This is a genomic window from Saccharothrix espanaensis DSM 44229 (genome assembly GCF_000328705.1).
Lineage (GTDB): Bacteria > Actinomycetota > Actinomycetes > Mycobacteriales > Pseudonocardiaceae > Actinosynnema > Actinosynnema espanaense.
Map to the genome: position 1 here is coordinate 4,405,106 of NC_019673.1, position 15,941 is coordinate 4,421,046.

At 74.5% G+C, this 15,941-nt stretch carries 13 protein-coding genes; 6 read left to right on the plus strand and 7 right to left on the minus strand.

Annotated elements, in window-relative coordinates; translation table 11 throughout:
* Window positions 1-9 precede the first annotated feature (9 nt).
* The 6 genes from BN6_RS19470 to BN6_RS49670 all read right to left on the minus strand — a co-directional run bounded on the left by BN6_RS19470 (window position 10) and on the right by BN6_RS49670 (window position 8,977).
* Window positions 10-1,131, minus strand: a complete 1,122-nt coding sequence (locus BN6_RS19470) for a hypothetical protein (protein WP_015101423.1) — start codon at window positions 1,129-1,131, stop codon at window positions 10-12.
* Window positions 1,128-2,339: a proton-conducting transporter transmembrane domain-containing protein gene (locus BN6_RS19475; protein WP_015101424.1), complete on the minus strand. Its 1,212-nt coding sequence runs from the start codon at window positions 2,337-2,339 to the stop codon at window positions 1,128-1,130. The genes BN6_RS19470 and BN6_RS19475 overlap by 4 nt, the downstream gene beginning before the upstream one ends.
* On the minus strand, window positions 2,336-5,032 hold the full coding sequence (locus BN6_RS19480; RefSeq protein ID WP_015101425.1) for a YbcC family protein: 2,697 nt from the start codon (window positions 5,030-5,032) through the stop codon (window positions 2,336-2,338). Before BN6_RS19480 ends, BN6_RS19475 begins: the two co-directional genes overlap by 4 nt.
* Window positions 5,029-6,648, minus strand: coding sequence for a SulP family inorganic anion transporter (locus tag BN6_RS19485; protein ID WP_015101426.1), 1,620 nt, complete (start codon window positions 6,646-6,648; stop codon window positions 5,029-5,031). Before BN6_RS19485 ends, BN6_RS19480 begins: the two co-directional genes overlap by 4 nt.
* A gap of 70 nt (window positions 6,649-6,718) precedes the next feature.
* A complete protein-coding gene (locus BN6_RS19490) occupies window positions 6,719-7,012 on the minus strand; it encodes a hypothetical protein (RefSeq protein WP_015101427.1) in 294 nt (97 codons plus the stop codon).
* 435 nt (window positions 7,013-7,447) lie between these two features.
* Entirely contained in the window at window positions 7,448-8,977 is a 1,530-nt protein-coding gene (locus tag BN6_RS49670; RefSeq protein WP_015101428.1) for a sigma-70 family RNA polymerase sigma factor, read from the minus strand.
* Window positions 8,978-9,200: 223 nt separating this feature from the next.
* On the opposite strand from BN6_RS49670, the gene BN6_RS19500 reads away from it, so the two are divergent.
* Both BN6_RS19500 and BN6_RS19505 read left to right on the plus strand, forming a co-directional pair.
* On the plus strand, window positions 9,201-10,166 hold the full coding sequence (locus BN6_RS19500; RefSeq protein WP_015101429.1) for an aldo/keto reductase: 966 nt from the start codon (window positions 9,201-9,203) through the stop codon (window positions 10,164-10,166).
* Between the two features lie 29 nt (window positions 10,167-10,195).
* Window positions 10,196-11,125, plus strand: coding sequence for an alpha/beta hydrolase (locus tag BN6_RS19505; protein WP_015101430.1), 930 nt, complete (start codon window positions 10,196-10,198; stop codon window positions 11,123-11,125).
* Between the two features lie 136 nt (window positions 11,126-11,261).
* Here the strand turns inward: BN6_RS19505 and BN6_RS19510 are convergent, their stop codons facing one another.
* Window positions 11,262-11,855 carry a TetR/AcrR family transcriptional regulator gene (locus tag BN6_RS19510; protein WP_015101431.1) on the minus strand — a complete coding sequence of 198 codons (594 nt, stop codon included), beginning with the start codon at window positions 11,853-11,855 and terminating at the stop codon, window positions 11,262-11,264.
* Window positions 11,856-12,339: 484 nt separating this feature from the next.
* On the opposite strand from BN6_RS19510, the gene BN6_RS19515 reads away from it, so the two are divergent.
* From BN6_RS19515 to BN6_RS19530, 4 genes are all read left to right on the plus strand, one after another.
* On the plus strand, window positions 12,340-13,398 hold the full coding sequence (locus BN6_RS19515) for a sensor histidine kinase (protein ID WP_015101432.1): 1,059 nt from the start codon (window positions 12,340-12,342) through the stop codon (window positions 13,396-13,398).
* The gene (locus BN6_RS19520; RefSeq protein ID WP_231905342.1) at window positions 13,386-14,531 is read left to right on the plus strand and encodes a hypothetical protein; all 1,146 of its coding nucleotides are present in this window, start codon (window positions 13,386-13,388) and stop codon (window positions 14,529-14,531) included. Before BN6_RS19515 ends, BN6_RS19520 begins: the two co-directional genes overlap by 13 nt.
* Window positions 14,516-15,166 (plus strand): response regulator transcription factor, encoded by a 651-nt coding sequence (locus tag BN6_RS19525; protein ID WP_015101434.1) that lies wholly within the window; start codon window positions 14,516-14,518, stop codon window positions 15,164-15,166. Before BN6_RS19520 ends, BN6_RS19525 begins: the two co-directional genes overlap by 16 nt.
* A gap of 90 nt (window positions 15,167-15,256) precedes the next feature.
* Entirely contained in the window at window positions 15,257-15,904 is a 648-nt protein-coding gene (locus BN6_RS19530; protein WP_015101435.1) for a hypothetical protein, read from the plus strand.
* Window positions 15,905-15,941: the final 37 nt, after the last annotated feature.

The window sequence follows — 15,941 nt, forward strand, 5'->3', positions numbered from 1 at the left end:
CCCGCCCGGTCACCACCCGGTCAGACCGGGCGCCAGACCTCCCAGGGCCAGCAGCGACAACGTGATCGCCACCGCGTAGTGCTCCAACGGCGTCAGGTCGCGCTCGCCGGTCTCCCCGGTGCGGCCCGCGAACAGGCCGAGGTAGCCGCGCAGGACGGTGATCCCGTTGACCGCGACCGCCACCACTAGCGCCGCCACGACGAACGGCGAGGGGTGGTCGAGCAGCCGGTGGGCGTTCGCGAAACCGGGTAGCAGCGGGAAACCCGCCAGCACCAGCCCGAACCCCAGGTACGCCACGGCCAGCCGGGGCGTGCGGGCCAGGTCGCCCGCCGGCGTGCCCAGCGACAGCGCGCCCCGGCGGGCGGTCAGCGCGGCCACGGTCATCGCCAAGCCGGTCACCGCGACCACCGCGGCCGGCCGCACCCCGTCGACCAGCACCACCCCGTTCACGCTGACCAGCAGGAACGCCAGGGCGCGGGTCGCGTCCGCCTGCACCACCGCGAACACCGCGCCGAGCAGGGCCGCGGCACCGCCCACCACGGCGGCGGCCGGGATCTTCGGCACGACCAGTCCGAGCGGCAGCAGGAACGCCGCCACCACGCCCATCGGCGTGCGCGCCACGAACCACGGGAACCAGCTGTGCACGGGCACCGCCGCCGCCCGCACCGCGACCCCGAGCAGCACCAGCACCTCGCCCGCCGGCGTCGGGACCAGCAGACCCGACGCCACCACCAGCGCGCTGGGCACGTGGTAGACCGCGAACAGCCGGCCGCCACCGGCCGCCGACCACGCCACGGCCGCCGTCACGGCCCACAGCACCGCGTGCACCGCCGCCGCGTCCGCGACGGTGAACGCACAGGCCAGACCGACCAGCACCAGGGCGCGCGCCAGCACGCGGGGCGGGTGCGTGGTGACCGGGCTCAACGCCGTTACCAGCACCCCGGCCAGGCTGAACGCGGTGCACACCAGGCCGCCGGGGAACGCCGCCAACGACAGCAGGAACACCGCCGTGGCCCCGAAAACGCCCTTGCGCCGGGCGAGGCGCGGGTCCGCCTCCCGACCGACCACGACAGCCGCGACGAGCCACCCGACGACGACCACCGCCGACACGACCACCGCCGACACGATCACCGGGCCACCGCCAGCCGGCGCACCAGGCGTTCGTCAGCCGCCGCGAACCGCCGCACCAGCCGCACGAACCCGCCCGCCGCCCGTTCCACCACGACGGCGTCGAGGTACCCGCGTTCCAGGGCGAACCGGTACAGCCACAGCCGGACCGGCCGGGGCGTGACCCGGTCCCAGAACCCGCCGCCGCCCCCGACCGGCTCGCCCAGCGCCTGCTCCAGGTGGTGGTGGTCGTGCAGCAGGCTGGGGGAGCGCAGGATCTGCGCGCTGCGCAGCGCCGCGTGCCCGAGCAGGTGGACCAGCGCGAGCAGTTCCCAGCCGAGCCCGATCTCCACGAGCACCAGCCCGATCTGGGTGGTGGAGGCGTAGGCGAGCGTCGTCTTGATGTCGGTCTGCGCCCGACCCACCAGGGTGGCGTGCACGGCGGTGAGCCCGCCGACCACCGCGATCAGCACCGGCAGCGCCGGGGCCTGTGACCACTCGGGCGCGGTGCGCAGCAACAGGTACGGCCCGAGGCTGACCGAGATCGCGCCGTAGCAGATCGCGCTGGACGGCGTCGGACCCTCCATCGCGCGCGGCAGCCACCCGCCCAGCGGGAACTGCGCGGCCTTGCCCATCGAGCCCCACAGCAGCAGCAACCCGACCGCGAGCGGCGGGCCGTCGTGGTGCACGACCACCGCCGCGCCGACCAGCCCCACGTCGCACAGCCGGTAGGTGGCGAACGCGCGCAGCCCGTGCGCGACCGGCCCGCGCCGCTGGTGGAAGAACGCGATGAGCAGCGCGGACGCCAGGCCGGTCAGCTCCCACCCGACGACCAGCAGGTCCAGCGTGCCCGCCAGCACCACCAGTTGCACGCCCGCCACGAACAGCGCCAGCAGCAGGTGGAACCGCCGGTAGCCGGGGTCGCGGTGCAGGTACCGCCGGGAGAACGCGCCGATCAGCGCGCCCAGCAGCCCGGACAGCACGCCGACCGGCACCGACAGCCCGTCGGCCACCAGCACCAGCGGGAACCCGTCGAACCAGGCGCCCAGCGGCACCTCGACCGGTCCCGCCGTCGCCACCACCGCGAGCAGCCCGGACGACACCGCGGCCGACAGCACGGCCACCGCCGACACGGCCCGCTCGCCCAGCGGCAGGTCCAGCCAGGACACCAGTCCCAGCAGCAGGAACGCGCCGAACGGCACCGCGGCCGCCGCGACCAGGACGCCGGTCACGGGACGAGCACCGGCACGTCGGCCGCCGCCAGCACGTGCGCGCACCCGAGGTGGTCCCGGGAGCCCGCGTACACCTCGACCGACCGCGCCACCACCGGGAACGCGGTGCGCTCCCGCACGTGCGGTTGGAACGCCCCGTCCTGGAACACCGAGACCGCGTCCTGCTCGGGCACCCACGCGGCGAGCTGGATCCACTTGCCGGACACCAGCCGCTCCAACGCCGGGTCGGCGGCCACGATCGCCGACAGCCGCTCCGGGGACGCCTCCACGACCAGCAGCAGCCGCACCGGCTCGTGGATCTCCACCATCTGCCACGGCAACCCGGTGCGCAGGTCGGACGCGTGCCCGTCCATCACGCCGATCAACCCGGTGATGTTGTGCGGGAGCTTGGTACCGCAGCCGTACCCGGCCGGGTCAACGAAGCTGAAGTAGTACTCCAGGTTGATGCCCGCGCACACCGGCCCGACGGCTCCGAGCAGGGCCGCCAGCAGCCCGCCGTCGGTGTCGGCGGCGGGCTCGTAGGAGGCCAGGAACGCCCGCCGGTCGAGGTAGAGGCCGCGGGTCAGGGAGCGCCGGCCGACCACGCACACCGCGTTGGTGGCGTGCCCGTACTCCGGCCGGGGCTGGCCCAGGTCGACGGCGTGCGTCTCGGCGTGCGCCAGGGCGTCTTCCGGCGCCAGGTCCGGCGGCGCGGACTCGAAGCGGCGGCACCGCTCGTGCGCGGCCAGCGCGCACGCCTCGGCGAGCGCGACCTTGGCCGCCCGCAACGGTTCCGCGTGCCCGGCGGGCACCAGGTCCTCGTCGTAGTAGGTCATCGTGTCGTCGCACGTGTTGTGGTAGCCGCCGACGAACCACGTGCCCTCAGGGATCACGGTCCCGCGTTCGGCCAGTCCTCTCCGGACGGCGGGGTCGTTGGCCATGGCGGCGAACGCCCGCGCGTTCGGCCCGCCCCGACCGCCGCCGGTCGCGCCGCAGTCGTGCGCCGACTCGTGCGGGTTGTTCAGGCTGGACGACCCGTGCCCGACGATCAGCACGACGGGCGCGAGCCCCCGGCTCAACCCGGTGGTGCGCAGCACGGTCGAGACGATGTCGGTCATCTCGGCGGGCGGGAACTCCATCACCAGCCGGGTCGGCGCGGCCGGCGCGGGCCGGTGCGACCAGCGGTGCGCGGCGCGCGGGAACAGGCAGCGCCCGACCAGCGAGGCCAGCCCGGTGACGCCGAGCGCGACACTGGCCAGCCCGCCCCGGGCCAGGGTCCGGCTGCCGACCGACACCGACCGGGTCCACCGGGCCTTGAGCCGGCGGGGTGCGCGGCCGGGGGTGATCGGCTGCTCGACCACCGCGTGCCGGGGCGTGACCACCACCGGGCACAGCGGGCGCGGGCGGACGTCGGCCACGCCCCGGTAGTTCATCGCCACGCCGAAGAACCCGGCGAAGCCGAAGGTCTCCACCGCGGGGCAGCACTCCTCCAGGTGCCGGCGGACCGACTCCTCGCGCTCGTCGAGGCAGAACACCGCCTGGAACGCGGGCGTCCCGGCGGGCACGGCCAGCCGCTGGTGGGCGGCCAGCCCGTCGAGCACGCCGATCCGGTGCCGCCGCTCGTAGGCCAGGTGCAGCAGCCGGCGGCGCTCGACCTCGTCGCAGCCGTCCACCACGCCGAGCCACGTCGCGGCCCGGTCGTGGTCGGCCAGCGGCACGTCCATCAGCCGGGCCAGCGCGAACGCCTCGTAGACCAGCTCCAGCCCCGGCCGGGGCGCGGCGTCCTCGACCGGGGCGGCGGTGGCCAGGACGTGCCGGGTGGCGAACACGTCGAGGGTGAGCTGCACGGCCAGGTAGTCGGCCAGTGCGGCGGGCCGGGGCCCGACCGGCGCGCGGTCGGGCCGCACCTCGAACTGCCGCACCATGCCTGCCCAGCCCCGCAACGACAGCAGGGTGGCGGTGACCACCGCGCCGCGGTCCTGTTCGGACACCCCGAGCGCGTCCAGCGCCCAGGCGACCGTGCGCTCGGCCGACCAGCCGGCCTGGTCGCGCAGGCCCGCCGGGAGGCCGCGCAGGAACGGGTCCGGCGGGCCGCCCGCCCGGCCGTAGAGGGCGCGGAAGGCGGCCAGCAGCCCGCTCTCGCGCTCGGGCATCGACCAGGAGGCCACGCCCTGGTCCAGGAATGCGGCGGTGAGCCGGATCAGCAGCGGGTGCACCAGGTGGTCCGGGTCGACGCCGGTCCGGGCGACCACCCGGTCACGCGGGCGCGGCGGGCTCGCCGGCACGGCGGGTTCGGGTGCCGCCCCGCGTAGCAGGTCCCAGCGCGGGTCCACCGCGTCCACGGCGTCGGTCTCGGCCAGCAGCCAGTGCAGAGCGGGGCCGCGCGGCACCTCGACGTGGTGGCGCAGCCGGGTTTCGTGGAAGCGGCGCAGGGTCGGCCCGCCGGGCACCACCGGCACCCCGTCGTCCACCACCTCGGCCGCCACCACGGCGTCCAGGTCGTCGGGGGTGATCCGGCCGGCCGCCAGGAAGCCGTGGAACGCGGCCTCGCTCAGGTACGGCTCGGTGCCGAACACCTCGGCCGCGCGGGTGACCGCGTCGGGGAAGGGCAGGTGCTCGAACGCGTGCAGGGTGTTGTGGTGCACGAACGCCTGTAGCGGTCCCTGCTCGGGCAGCAGCTCGGCGGCGCGGGCCACCAGGTCGGCGATGGTCATCGCGGCCGCCGGCGGGTGGCGTGCGGATCGTCGGAGGCGGCGGTCAGCCCGTCGAGGCCCTCGACGGTGAGCGTCGCCGAGGGCAGCTCGCGGGCCAGTTCGTCCAGCCGGGCCAGGAAGGTGTGGTCGACCAGCGCGACGTCCCGGACGTCCACGACGACCTCGGTGATCTCCGGCCCGGCCTGGCCGATCAGCCTGCGCACCGGCAGCAGCGCGGGGAAGATCGCCGCGTCCCGCAGCCGGATCCGCAGCACCGACCCGACGGTGGTGGCCTGCGGGCGGGGCACGAACGCGCCCGGCCGCACGCCGCGCGCCAGGTGCAGCACCAGCTTGAGCGCCAGGCCCGAGGCCACGCCGACCAGCAGGTCGGTGGCCAGTGTGACGACCAGCGTGGTGAGGAACAGCACGAGCTGGTCCCAGCCGATCCTGGCGACGTGCCGGATCTCTCGGGGGGAGGCCAGCCGGAAGCCGGTGTAGACCAGCATGGCGGCCAGCGCGGCGAGCGGGATGGTCTGCACCACGCCGGGGATCAGCGCCACGAACAACAGCAGGATCGCGCCGTGGCAGACGTTGGACCAGCGCGTCTTCGCGCCGGAGTCCAGGTTGGCCTTGCTGCGCACGATCTCGGAGATCATCGGCAGGCCGCCGATCAGCGCGGAGGCGAGGTTGCCGGTGCCGACCGCGAGCAGGTCGCGGTTGACGTCGGAGGTGCGCTTGGCCGGGTCCATCGCGTCGACCGCGAGCACGGTCAGCGTCGACTCGATGGTGCCGATCAGCGAGAACATCACGATGTACTGGAGGGACGTGCCGCTGAACACCTGGGAGAAGTCGGGGAAGGTGATCGCGTCCAGCAGCGAGCCCGGCAGCCGCACCAGGTGCTCCGGCCCGAGGTGGTGGTCCGCGCCCAGGAACGTGTAGTCGTGCGGCCGGTCCAGGTGCAGCCAGAGGCCCAGCGGGATGGCCACCGCCGGCACGACCAGCGGCGCGGGCACGAGCTTGCTCCACCGGGCGCGCACCAGCGGCAGCCCGAACAGCAGCAGCAGCGACAGCGCGCCGACCAGCAGGATGAGCGGGTTGGCGTGCACCAGGCTGTGCGGGATCTCGGCGAGCAGCCCGAACGGCGAGTCGGCGGTGGGCTTGACCCCCAGCGCCACGTGCGCCTGCTTGGCGATGATGATCACGCCGATCGCGGCGAGCATGCCGTGCACCACCGAGGGCGACATGGCGATGCCGACGCCCGCGGCCCGGAGCAGGCCGAACACGATCTGGACCAGCGCGGCGACCACGCCGACCGCCAGCGCCCGCCGGTAGCCCGCGACCAGGTCGCCCTGGCCCAGGTCGTGCACGCTGCCGACGGCGATCACGATCAGCCCGGCGGCCGGGCCCTTGATGGTCAGCGGCGCGCCGCCGAGCAGGCCGCCCAGGACGCCGCCGATGATGGCCGTGACCACGCCCGCGATCGGCGGGAACCCGCTGGCCACCGCGATGCCCAGGCACAGCGGGAGGGCGATGAGGGCGACCAGGAAACCGGACTTCAGGTCGGATTTCGGTGGTCGGCGGGTCGCCGGGGCGGGCGGTCGACCGGTTTGCCTGGTTCCACGGGATTGGCCCGGCATCGGATTTGTCCTTTTTTGGGCGCGTCAGGGACACCGCGGTCGTCCTTTAGACGGCGGTGAGGTGGGGGATTCAGCGCCCGGTCGGCGGTCCGCGGGCGACCCGGCTGTCGACGCGGGTGGCGGTCGGCGTCACGGGGACGGCGACGGCCGAGCGGACGTGATTCCGCTGGAGCGCGACGGCGGGTGCGGCGGGGGTGACCTCGTCCGCGAAGCCCAGGTCGAGATGGGGGTGCGGGAGGGTTTTGACCTCGACCTGGAGGTAGTGCCCGGCGGCCGCGGGGGATCCGGCGGCGGCCGCGTGCCCGACCCCGACCACCAGGAAGGTCCCGAGCAGCGCGGCGACGAGCAGGGCGAGAGCGCGCACGAAAACCTCCCCTGGAGATGTCGGTGATTTGGCAGTGCGGTCGCGCGGAATCGCTGACCGCAATCCGGGCAAGCCGTTCGATCATCGGGGACGCGCGGAACGGCCGTCAAGAGCCTGAAGTCGTCAATTGACAGAAGGCGACGGTACTACTGCGACAGGCGTAGTCCGGAACAAAGCCGATTGTTACGGCATTGGGTGGAACGCGTCGGAAATCTGCCCTGTTTCGTTTTCGGTGGGCCGGATCGGCCGGTTGGCGCACGCCGATCGGCGGCCGGTCAATGGGAGGCGAGAGGACCCCGAAGAACTTTCACGTGCTGGGAAAACGCATTCCCGGACCGCGACCTGCGACGGCGTTGCGAACCGTGTGCATTCCGGCCGATCAAGTCGCTCGGCGCGCGTCGATTCGCCGGTCGGCGCTCGGAATCGGTCGGCCGGCTACTTCGGGCGGATCTCCAGCGGGATCGAGACCGGCGCGGACACCGGCCCCGCGCCGACCGTGCCGGTGACCGGTCCGCCGGTCGCCGTCGGCCCGGCCAGCAGGCGGAACACGAACACCACCGATTCGCCGCCGGCCAGCGGGCGACCGGCCGAACAGGTCACCGTGCCCCTGCCGGCCGGGCAGCCGACGCGGGCCTGCGCGCCGTCCAGCCCGACCAGCGGCCCGTGCCGCAGGGCGTTGCCCGGCCCGACCACCTGCACGCCCTCGGGCAGGTCGAGCACCAGCGCGGGCGCGGGCACCGGGGTCGTCCCGGCGTTGCGGACGGTGATCGGCAGGTCGGTCGGCGGCCCTCCGGTGCCCAGCGCGAACCCTTCCGGCGCGGTCGGCACCAACTCCGGCGCGGTCGGCACGACGGTCGTGGTGGTGGGCGGTCCGTCGGACGCCGTGGGGGACGCCGTGGGGGACACCGTGCCCGAGGCCGGCGCGGACGTGGTCACGCCCGCCGATCCCGTTGTGGGCACCGGGTTCGCGGACGTCGGCGCGGTCGTGGTGGGTCGCGCCGACGTGGACGGGCGGTCCACCCCGGCCTCCGGCAGCACCGGCTCCGGGCCCGCACCCCACACCAGCGCGGTCACCACCGCCGTCGTGGCCGCGCCGGCGGCCAGCCAGTGCGACGTCGCGGCCACCGGGCCCGCCTTGGCCGCCCCGGTGGTCGCGGCCAGGTAGCCGGCCGTCCCCGCGCCCAGCACCAGCGGCGCGACGACCGCGCGCAGCGTGCCGTTCACGTCGGCCAGCTCCGCGGCCAGCGCCCGGCACTGCGCGCACCCGTCCAGGTGGGCCTCGACCTGGGTGTTCTCCCTCAGCGTGAGGCCGCGCCGGGTCCACGCGCCCAACCTGGTCACGGTCGCCCGGCAGCGGCCCGACGGGTTGTGCGCCAGGTGCGCCTGTAAGTACGCCTTCTTCAAGCCCTCACGGGCCCGGTGCGCCAGCGCGGAGACGCCGTTGCTGGTCAACCCGAGCAGCGGCGCGACCTGGGCGGGGGACTGGCCCTCGATCTCGGTCTGCCAGAGCACCGCCTGCCACCGCTCCGGCAGGCTCGCGAACGCCCGGGACGCCAGGAACCGCTCCAGCGTCGCCACCGCCGGGTCGTGGAACGGCACCGAGGTGGTCCGCTCGACGCCGGACACCGCCGCCACGTCCTCGGTCAGCCGCAGCGGCCGGTCCCGCCGGGTCCGGTCGTAGGCGGTGTGCCGCAGCGCGGTGAGCAGGTAGGCGCGGAACGCCTCGTCCGGGCCGCCCCCGGCGCGCAGCACGTCGAGCACCTTCGCGAACGCGTCGGAGACCAGGTCGTCGGCCTCGGCGGCGGAGCGGGACAGCGTGCGGGCCAGGTTGCGGGCGGCGTCCACGTGCCGCTCGAACAGCTGCCCGTAGGCGCTGATCGTGCCGGTGCGCACCGCTGTGATCAGCTCGGCGTCCGAGGCGGTCGGCCCAGGCCGCGGGTCCTGCTCGTCTGGCTGGCCGATCACCGGACGTCTCCCTCTGGGCACCTTGGGTGAGCGATGTCCTTCGGGACCATATAGACCCCTGCCCGCGCCGGTGTGGGGTACTCGGGAAAACGGTGCGGCGCGGGCTTCCGGGCTCGTCGGGGCCGGGCGGCCGGCACCGGGGGTGAAGTCGGCGGCGGTCTGCCGCTTTTTCGTCTATGGGTGTAGACTAAACCCACTTTTCGGCCGCTAGTGAGGAGTGTCCATGGGCGAGGCGTCCCGCGTTCCGGTCCGTCAGCTGGGTCCCGGCGGCCCGCAGGTGCCGCTGTTCGGCCTCGGCTCGTGGAACACCTGGGACCGGATGGAGTTCGACGACGCGGTCGCCCTCCTGCGGCACGCGGTGGACGCCGGCGTGACCCTGTTCGACGTCGCGCACTACAACATGGGCCCGCACGCCGAGCAGGCGCGCACGGACATCATCTTCGGCGAGGCGGTGCGCGCCGCCGGGATCGCCCGCGAGGACTACCACCTGTGCGGCAAGCTGTGGCTCTGGGAGTACCCGACCACCAGCTTCGCCCAGCAGATGGACACCTCGCTGGAGCGCATCGGCGTGGCGAAGGCCGACAGCGTCGTGGTCGGCGACTACATGTCCCCGCCCGACATCCCGTCGATCGTCACCGACGTCGAGGAGCAGCTCCAGGCCGGCAGGTTCGACACCTGGGGCGTGAACAACTGGGTCGCCGGCGACCTGGAGGCGGCGCTCGCGTTCGCCGACAAGGAGGGCCTCACCCCGCCGTCCTTCGCGCAGCTCAAGTACAGCATCGCCCGCCGGTCCATGGCCGAGGGCCCGTTCTACGCCGAGCACTTCACCTCCGGCCGGCTGGTGCTGCAGGCCTCCGACGTGTTCGAGGGCGGCATCCTGGCCGGGCGCAAGTTCCCCGAGCGCAAGATCGGCGCGGACCCCGGTGGCATCCGGGACGCCATCCGCGAGGCGGCCGACCGGGTGGCCGAGGTGGCGCGGCGCTACGACGCGACCGCTGCCCAGGTCGCGGTCGCCTTCTGCCTGACCAACCCGGCCGTCGCCAACGTGCTGTTCGGCGTCAGCAGGCTCGCCCAGCTCGAGGACAACCTGGGCGCGCTGCGCCTGGTCGCCGAGCACGGCGCGGACCTGCGCGCCGAGCTCGACCCGCTGTGGACCGACCGCGAGGTCAACGCCGACGGGTCCTGGTGACCACCTACCGCACGAGGAGGACCGGTCCGATGCCCCTCGACCCCGCGGTGGTCGAACTGCTCGCGGCGGCTCCCGAGCCGCCGGCGGGCGCGGCCCCGCAGACGCCGGCCGAGATCCGCGCCGCGTTCGACGCGATGGTCGTGGTGCCCGCGGACCTGCCGCGGGTGCGGTCGGTCACCGACCTGGCCGTGCCTGGCCCGGCCGGCGACCTCCGGGTGCGCCTGTACCTGCCCGAGGTCGCGGGGCCGGTGCCGCTGTTCGTGTGGATGCACGGCGGCGGCTGGACGTTGGGCGGCATCGAGGAGAACGAAGCGGCCAACCGCCGGGTGTGCCGCGACGCGGGCGTCGCGGTCGCCTCGGTGGAGTACCGGCTGGCCCCCGAGGACCCGTACCCGGCCGCGCCGGAGGACTGCTACGCGGTGCTGACCTGGTTGGCGCGCAACGGTCACCGGCACGGCGTCGACGCCTCCCGGATCGCGGTGGGCGGCGAGAGCGCGGGCGGCAACCTGGCCACCGTCCTGACCATGCTCAGCCGGGACCGGGGCGGGCCCCGGATCACCGCGCAGGTGCTGGTCTGCCCGGTGACCGCGCACCCCGCCGACGACGGGCTGGCGTCCTACGCGGACTGCGCCCGGGGCTTCGGCATGACCGCCGACTCGATGCGGTTCTTCTTCCGGCAGTACCCGTCCTCGCCCCGGGACCTGGACGACCCGTACCTGCTGCCGTCGCGCTCCAAGGACCTCACCGGCCTGCCGCCGGCGCTGGTGCTGACCGCCGAGTACGACGTGCTGCGGTCGGAGGGGGAGCAGTACGCCGACCGGTTGGCGCGGGCCGGCGTGCCGACGACCTACAAGCAGTACGACGGCCAGATCCACGGTTTCTACGGCCTGTACCCGGATCTGCCGGCCTCCCCGCTGTCGCACGCCGACGTGGTCGAGTTCCTGACCGGCGTGTTCTGAGCCGACGGCAGCGGGCCGTCCCCCCGACCCGGCCCGCTGCCGTCGTTCCACCGCCTCGCGAGGACCGGGCCTGCGGGATCGGGCCTGCGGGATCGGGCCTGCGGGATCGGGCCCGAAAGGATCGGGCAGCGCGGGATCAGGCGGCGGCGAGCCGGGCGAAGAACGTGTCCAGGTGCTGCCGCTGGAGCTTGCGGGTCGAGAACTTCGGTCCCACCAGGCTCATCACGTTGGCCCCGGCGGTCACCAGCACGATCTCGTCCACCAGTTGGTCGTCCGGCGTCGCGGTGCGGATGTCGCCGTCGGCCCGGCCGCGCCGGATGTGCTCGTGCAGGAAACCCCGCCACACCTTGAGGTGCTCCTGGTAGCGGGCGTTGAGGTGCTTGTTGGACAACGACATCTCCCAGAACGCCATGAGCACCCGGCCGGCCGTGACGCGCTTGGCGTCCAGCGGCATCGAGCCGTAGCACATGGCGCGCAACGCCTCCACGCCCGAGCTGTCGGTCAGCGAGCCGGCCATGTGCTTGTGCATCATGGACAGCGCGCGGTCGAAAGTGGCCTCCACCAACGCGTCCTTGGTGGCGAAGTACCGCTTCAGCGCGCCGTTGGCGAACCCGGCGGCGGTGGCTATCTCCCGCATCGTCGCGGCTTCCAGTCCGCCGCGGACGATCAGGCCCCAAGTCACGTCCACGATGTGCTCGCGGCGTTCGTCGTGGTCGATGACCTTGGGCATCGGGCTCCTCCGAGTGCGGCGGTTTAGTCTACGGGCGTAGTATATCCGGCGGCGGGTCGGTCTCCCGCTGGGTGGAACACCCGGTGGGACCGGGAGTGCGGCGGATCAGCGCGGCGGGCAGGCCATCTCCACGCCGCCGAGCGCGACCCCGAGGAGTGAGGACCCCGCCGGCACGCTGCGGCCGACCAGTTCGCAGCCGGCCATGCCGGCGATGGTGACCTCGGTGACCGACTCGGCGTCGGGCGCGCTCGGCGGCTTGCCGGATCGCTGCTCGGCGTTCCGCCGGGCGTCGGTGATCGTGGCCGGCAGGCAGCCGACGTGCCGCAGGTGGCGAACGTCCGTTGTGGACGGGACTGCGACGGTACAGGGCGACGATCCGCCGTGGCGTCGTGCAATTCGCGCGTGACTGGCTGGGCACGGGCGGCAGTGGTGAACCGCACCGGTGGATCCGAGGGTCGTTCGGCTCCTGGGTTAAAGTCTGCCGGTGGCGGGGCAGGTCGAAGCGGAGTTCCTGGCGGCTATCGGGCGGTTCGCCGGACCCGTTCGCGGGGCCGGTGTGGTGCTGCTGAGCGCTTTCGGCGTGGCCTCGGCCGCCGACGACGGGCTGCCGCTCGCGTTCGCCCTGCTCGGGCTGATGGTCGTGGGCGCGGTCGCGGACTTCGTCGGCGGGCGCCGGGTCGCGCTGGTGTTCGCCGTGGTCCGGGTGGTCGCGGTGGTCGCCGCGCAGGGCGAACTCGGCGGCGAGGCCCGGCTGTGGGCGCTGAACGTGCTGACCACCACCGCCATCACCCTGCAGTGGGAGTGGGGGCCGGAGGTCGCCGTGCCGGTCACCGCCGCGCTGCTCGGCGGGTGGCTGTGGTGGGCCGGGTTCGACGGCGCGGTGGTGCTGCGGGTGGTCGTGGAGTGCTCGCTGGCCCGGCTGGCGTTCGTGGTGGTCCGGCGCTCCACCCGGCGGGTCGACGTCTCGCGCGTGCGGCGGGCCGAGGCCGAGCGCGCCGAAGCGCTGGCCGCCGAACGCCGGGCGCGCGAACGCGAGTACCTGGCCCTGCTGCACGACACCGCGTCCGCCACGTTCCTGGTGGTCGCGACGGAGGGCATCGACCCCGACGCGGTCGCCGGCTACGCGCGCCGCGACCTCGCGCTGCTGACCGGCACCGCCGAGGCCCAGGACAGCCTGGTCGACGTCGGCACGTCGCTACGAGCCGTAGCCGACCGCTCGCCACTGCGCGTCGACACCCGCACCGAACCCGCCACGGTTCCCGCCTCGGTGGCGTTGGCCATGGTCAGAGCCGTGCGCGAGGCGCTGGTCAACGTCGAGCGGCACGCCGGCACCGGGCACGCCGAACTGGCCGTCCGCGCCGCCGCCGACCGGGTCGTGGTCACCGTCGCCGACCGGGGCCCGGGGTTCGACCCCGACCGGGTCTCCGGGCACCGGCGCGGGATCAGCGGGTCGATCGTCGCCCGGATGGCCGGGGTCGGCGGCGTCGCGGCGGTCACGTCGGCGGCGGGCGGCACCACCGTGCGGTTGGCGTGGCCGGCGTGACGGCGGGCGAGCAGGTCTTCGCGAGCATCCGGCTGGTGCTGCTCGGCGCCGTGGCGGTGCTCCAGCTCGGGTTGTCGTTGCCGCCACTGCTGGCCTACGAACACGGGCCGGGCGCGTCGGTGGCGTTCGTGGTGCTGGCCCTGGTCCCGCTGGTCTGCGCGGGCTGGATCACGCGGCGGCGTCCGCTGCCGCGCGTGGTCGTCGCCGGCGGGGTGGTGGCGGTGCTGGGGGCGTCGGTGCTCGCCACGGCCGCGCTGCCGGCCGACGGGCACTTCGGGGCCGCGCACTGGTCGTTCGGGCTGGTCGGGTGGCACCTGCTGATGCTGCTCGCGGACCGGGTGCCGGCGCTGCTGGCCGCGTTCGGCGCGCACCTGGCCGCCGGGATCGCGCAGTTCGTGCTGGCCGGCCCGCCGGACCGGGTGTCGATCGGCGCGGCGGGCGTGGTCGTGCTCGGCGTGACCAGCTTCCAGCTCGGCGTCCTGCTGCTGGCCCGGGTGCTGCTGCGCACCGCGCGGCAGGCCGCCGAGCTGGCGGCGGAGCAGGAGCGGGCCGCCACCCGGGCCGCGCTCGCCGAGCAGTGGGCGCAGGACCTGCGGGCCGGGTTCGCGGGCGGGCTGGGCACGACGCTGCCGCTGCTCGCCGACCTGGCCGACGGCGTGCTGGACCCCCGGGCCGAGGACACCCGGCGGCGGTGCGCGTTCGCGGCGACCCAGTTGCGGCGGCTGTTCGCCGAGCACGACGAGGTGCCCGACCCGCTGGTGCACGAGGTGGCGGCCTGCGTGGACGTGGCCGAGCGGCGTGGTCTGTCGGTGTCGCTGGCGGTCAGCGGGTCGGTCGTGCCGGTGCCCACGGAGGTGCGGCGCGAACTGACCGGACCGGTGGCGTCGGCGCTGTCGGCGGCCCGTCGACGCGCGCGGGTGAGCCTGCTGCGCACCGACGGCGAGGTGCGGCTCGCGGTGATCGCCGACGCGGCCCCCGAGGCCGGTCCGGGCCCGGCGACGGGCACGGGGACAGACCCGGAAGTGGACCCGAAAGTGGACCCGGGCGTGGACGGGGTGTCGGGGCGGGTCGACGTCCGGTCCGACACCTACGGTGGGCAGACCCGGATGGAGGCACGATGGCGGACGAGCTGAGCGCGGTGGTGGTGGACGACCACCCGGCCGTGCGCGCCGGGGTCGCCTACTGGCTGTCCTCCGGGGACCCGCCGGTCCGGGTGGTCGCCGAGGGCGAGGACGTGCGGGTCGCCTGGCTGGACGAGGGCGCGGACGCCGACGTGGTGATCCTCGACCTGCACCTGGGCGGGCCGACGCCCGTGCTGGGCGACCTGCGCCGGCTGGTCGAGGCGGGCCGGCGGGTGGTCGTCTACTCGATGCGGGCCGACGACGAGATCGCGCTGCAGTGCCTGGAGCTGGGCGCGCTGTGCTACCTGACCAAGGCCGAGGGCGCGGACCACCTGGTGCCCGCCACCCACGCGGCGGCGCGGGGCCGGCCCTACACGCCGCCGTCGCTGGCCGGCGCGCTGGCCGGGGACCGCTCGGAGACCCGGCCCGCGCTGTCCGCGCGGGAGGCCGAGGTGCTGGTGGAGTGGTTCCAGTCGGAGTCCAAGGACTTCGTCGCCCGGCGGCTGGGCATCTCGGTCAGCACGGTCAACTCGCACCTGGAGCGGATCCGGATCAAGTACGCGCTGATCGGCCGGGAGGCGCCGACCAAGGCGGCCCTGGTGGCGCGGGCGATCCAGGACGGGCTGATCGGCGTGGACGACCTGTGACCGGCTTGTGGTGCGAACGACCGACAGCGCGGACCGGCCGACGGGGCTAGCTTGCGAGGCAGGTCCCACTAGTCCATTAGGAGTCATGCCTTGACGCACGCCCGTGGCGCCCTGTTCATCGCCGCCGGAGCGGCGGCCCTGCTGCTGTCCGCCTGCGGCAGCACGACGGACGGTGTCGCCACGCCCGGCACCACCGCGGCCACCGCGACCTCCGCCGCCGAAACCTCCTCCGCCGCCGCGAGCACGACCAAGAGCGGCTCCGCGGACATGACCGCCGAGGTGTCCGAGGACGTCACCAAGCCCGGCACCAAGCTCAAGGTGGGTGACCGCGCCGTCGTGCCGTTCAAGTACGGCACCCAGAAGACCGGCACCATCGCCCTCACGGTCACCGCGATCGAGGAGGGGTCCAACGCGGACCTGGCCAAGTTCGGCGACAAGGCCAAGGGCATCACGCCGGTCTACATCCGGGTGACGGTGGAGAACGTCGGCGGCACCGACCTCGCGCACAGCTCGCTGAGCCTGCGCGCGCTCGGCGCGGACGGCAAGGGCACCGGCGTGATCATCAGCGGCGACACCGACCAGTGCGAGTCGGAGACCGCCGGCAAGGACTTCACCAAGGCGGGCGCGAAGTACGAGACCTGCGTCCTTCAGGGCACCCGTGAGGGCACCAAGGCCCCGTCGGCGAGCTACAACAACGGCGACGGCTACGACAAGTCCCCGCTGGTCTGGCAGGGCTGATCCGGCCGGCGCGCGGGCGGTCCGGGCCGAGACCGGT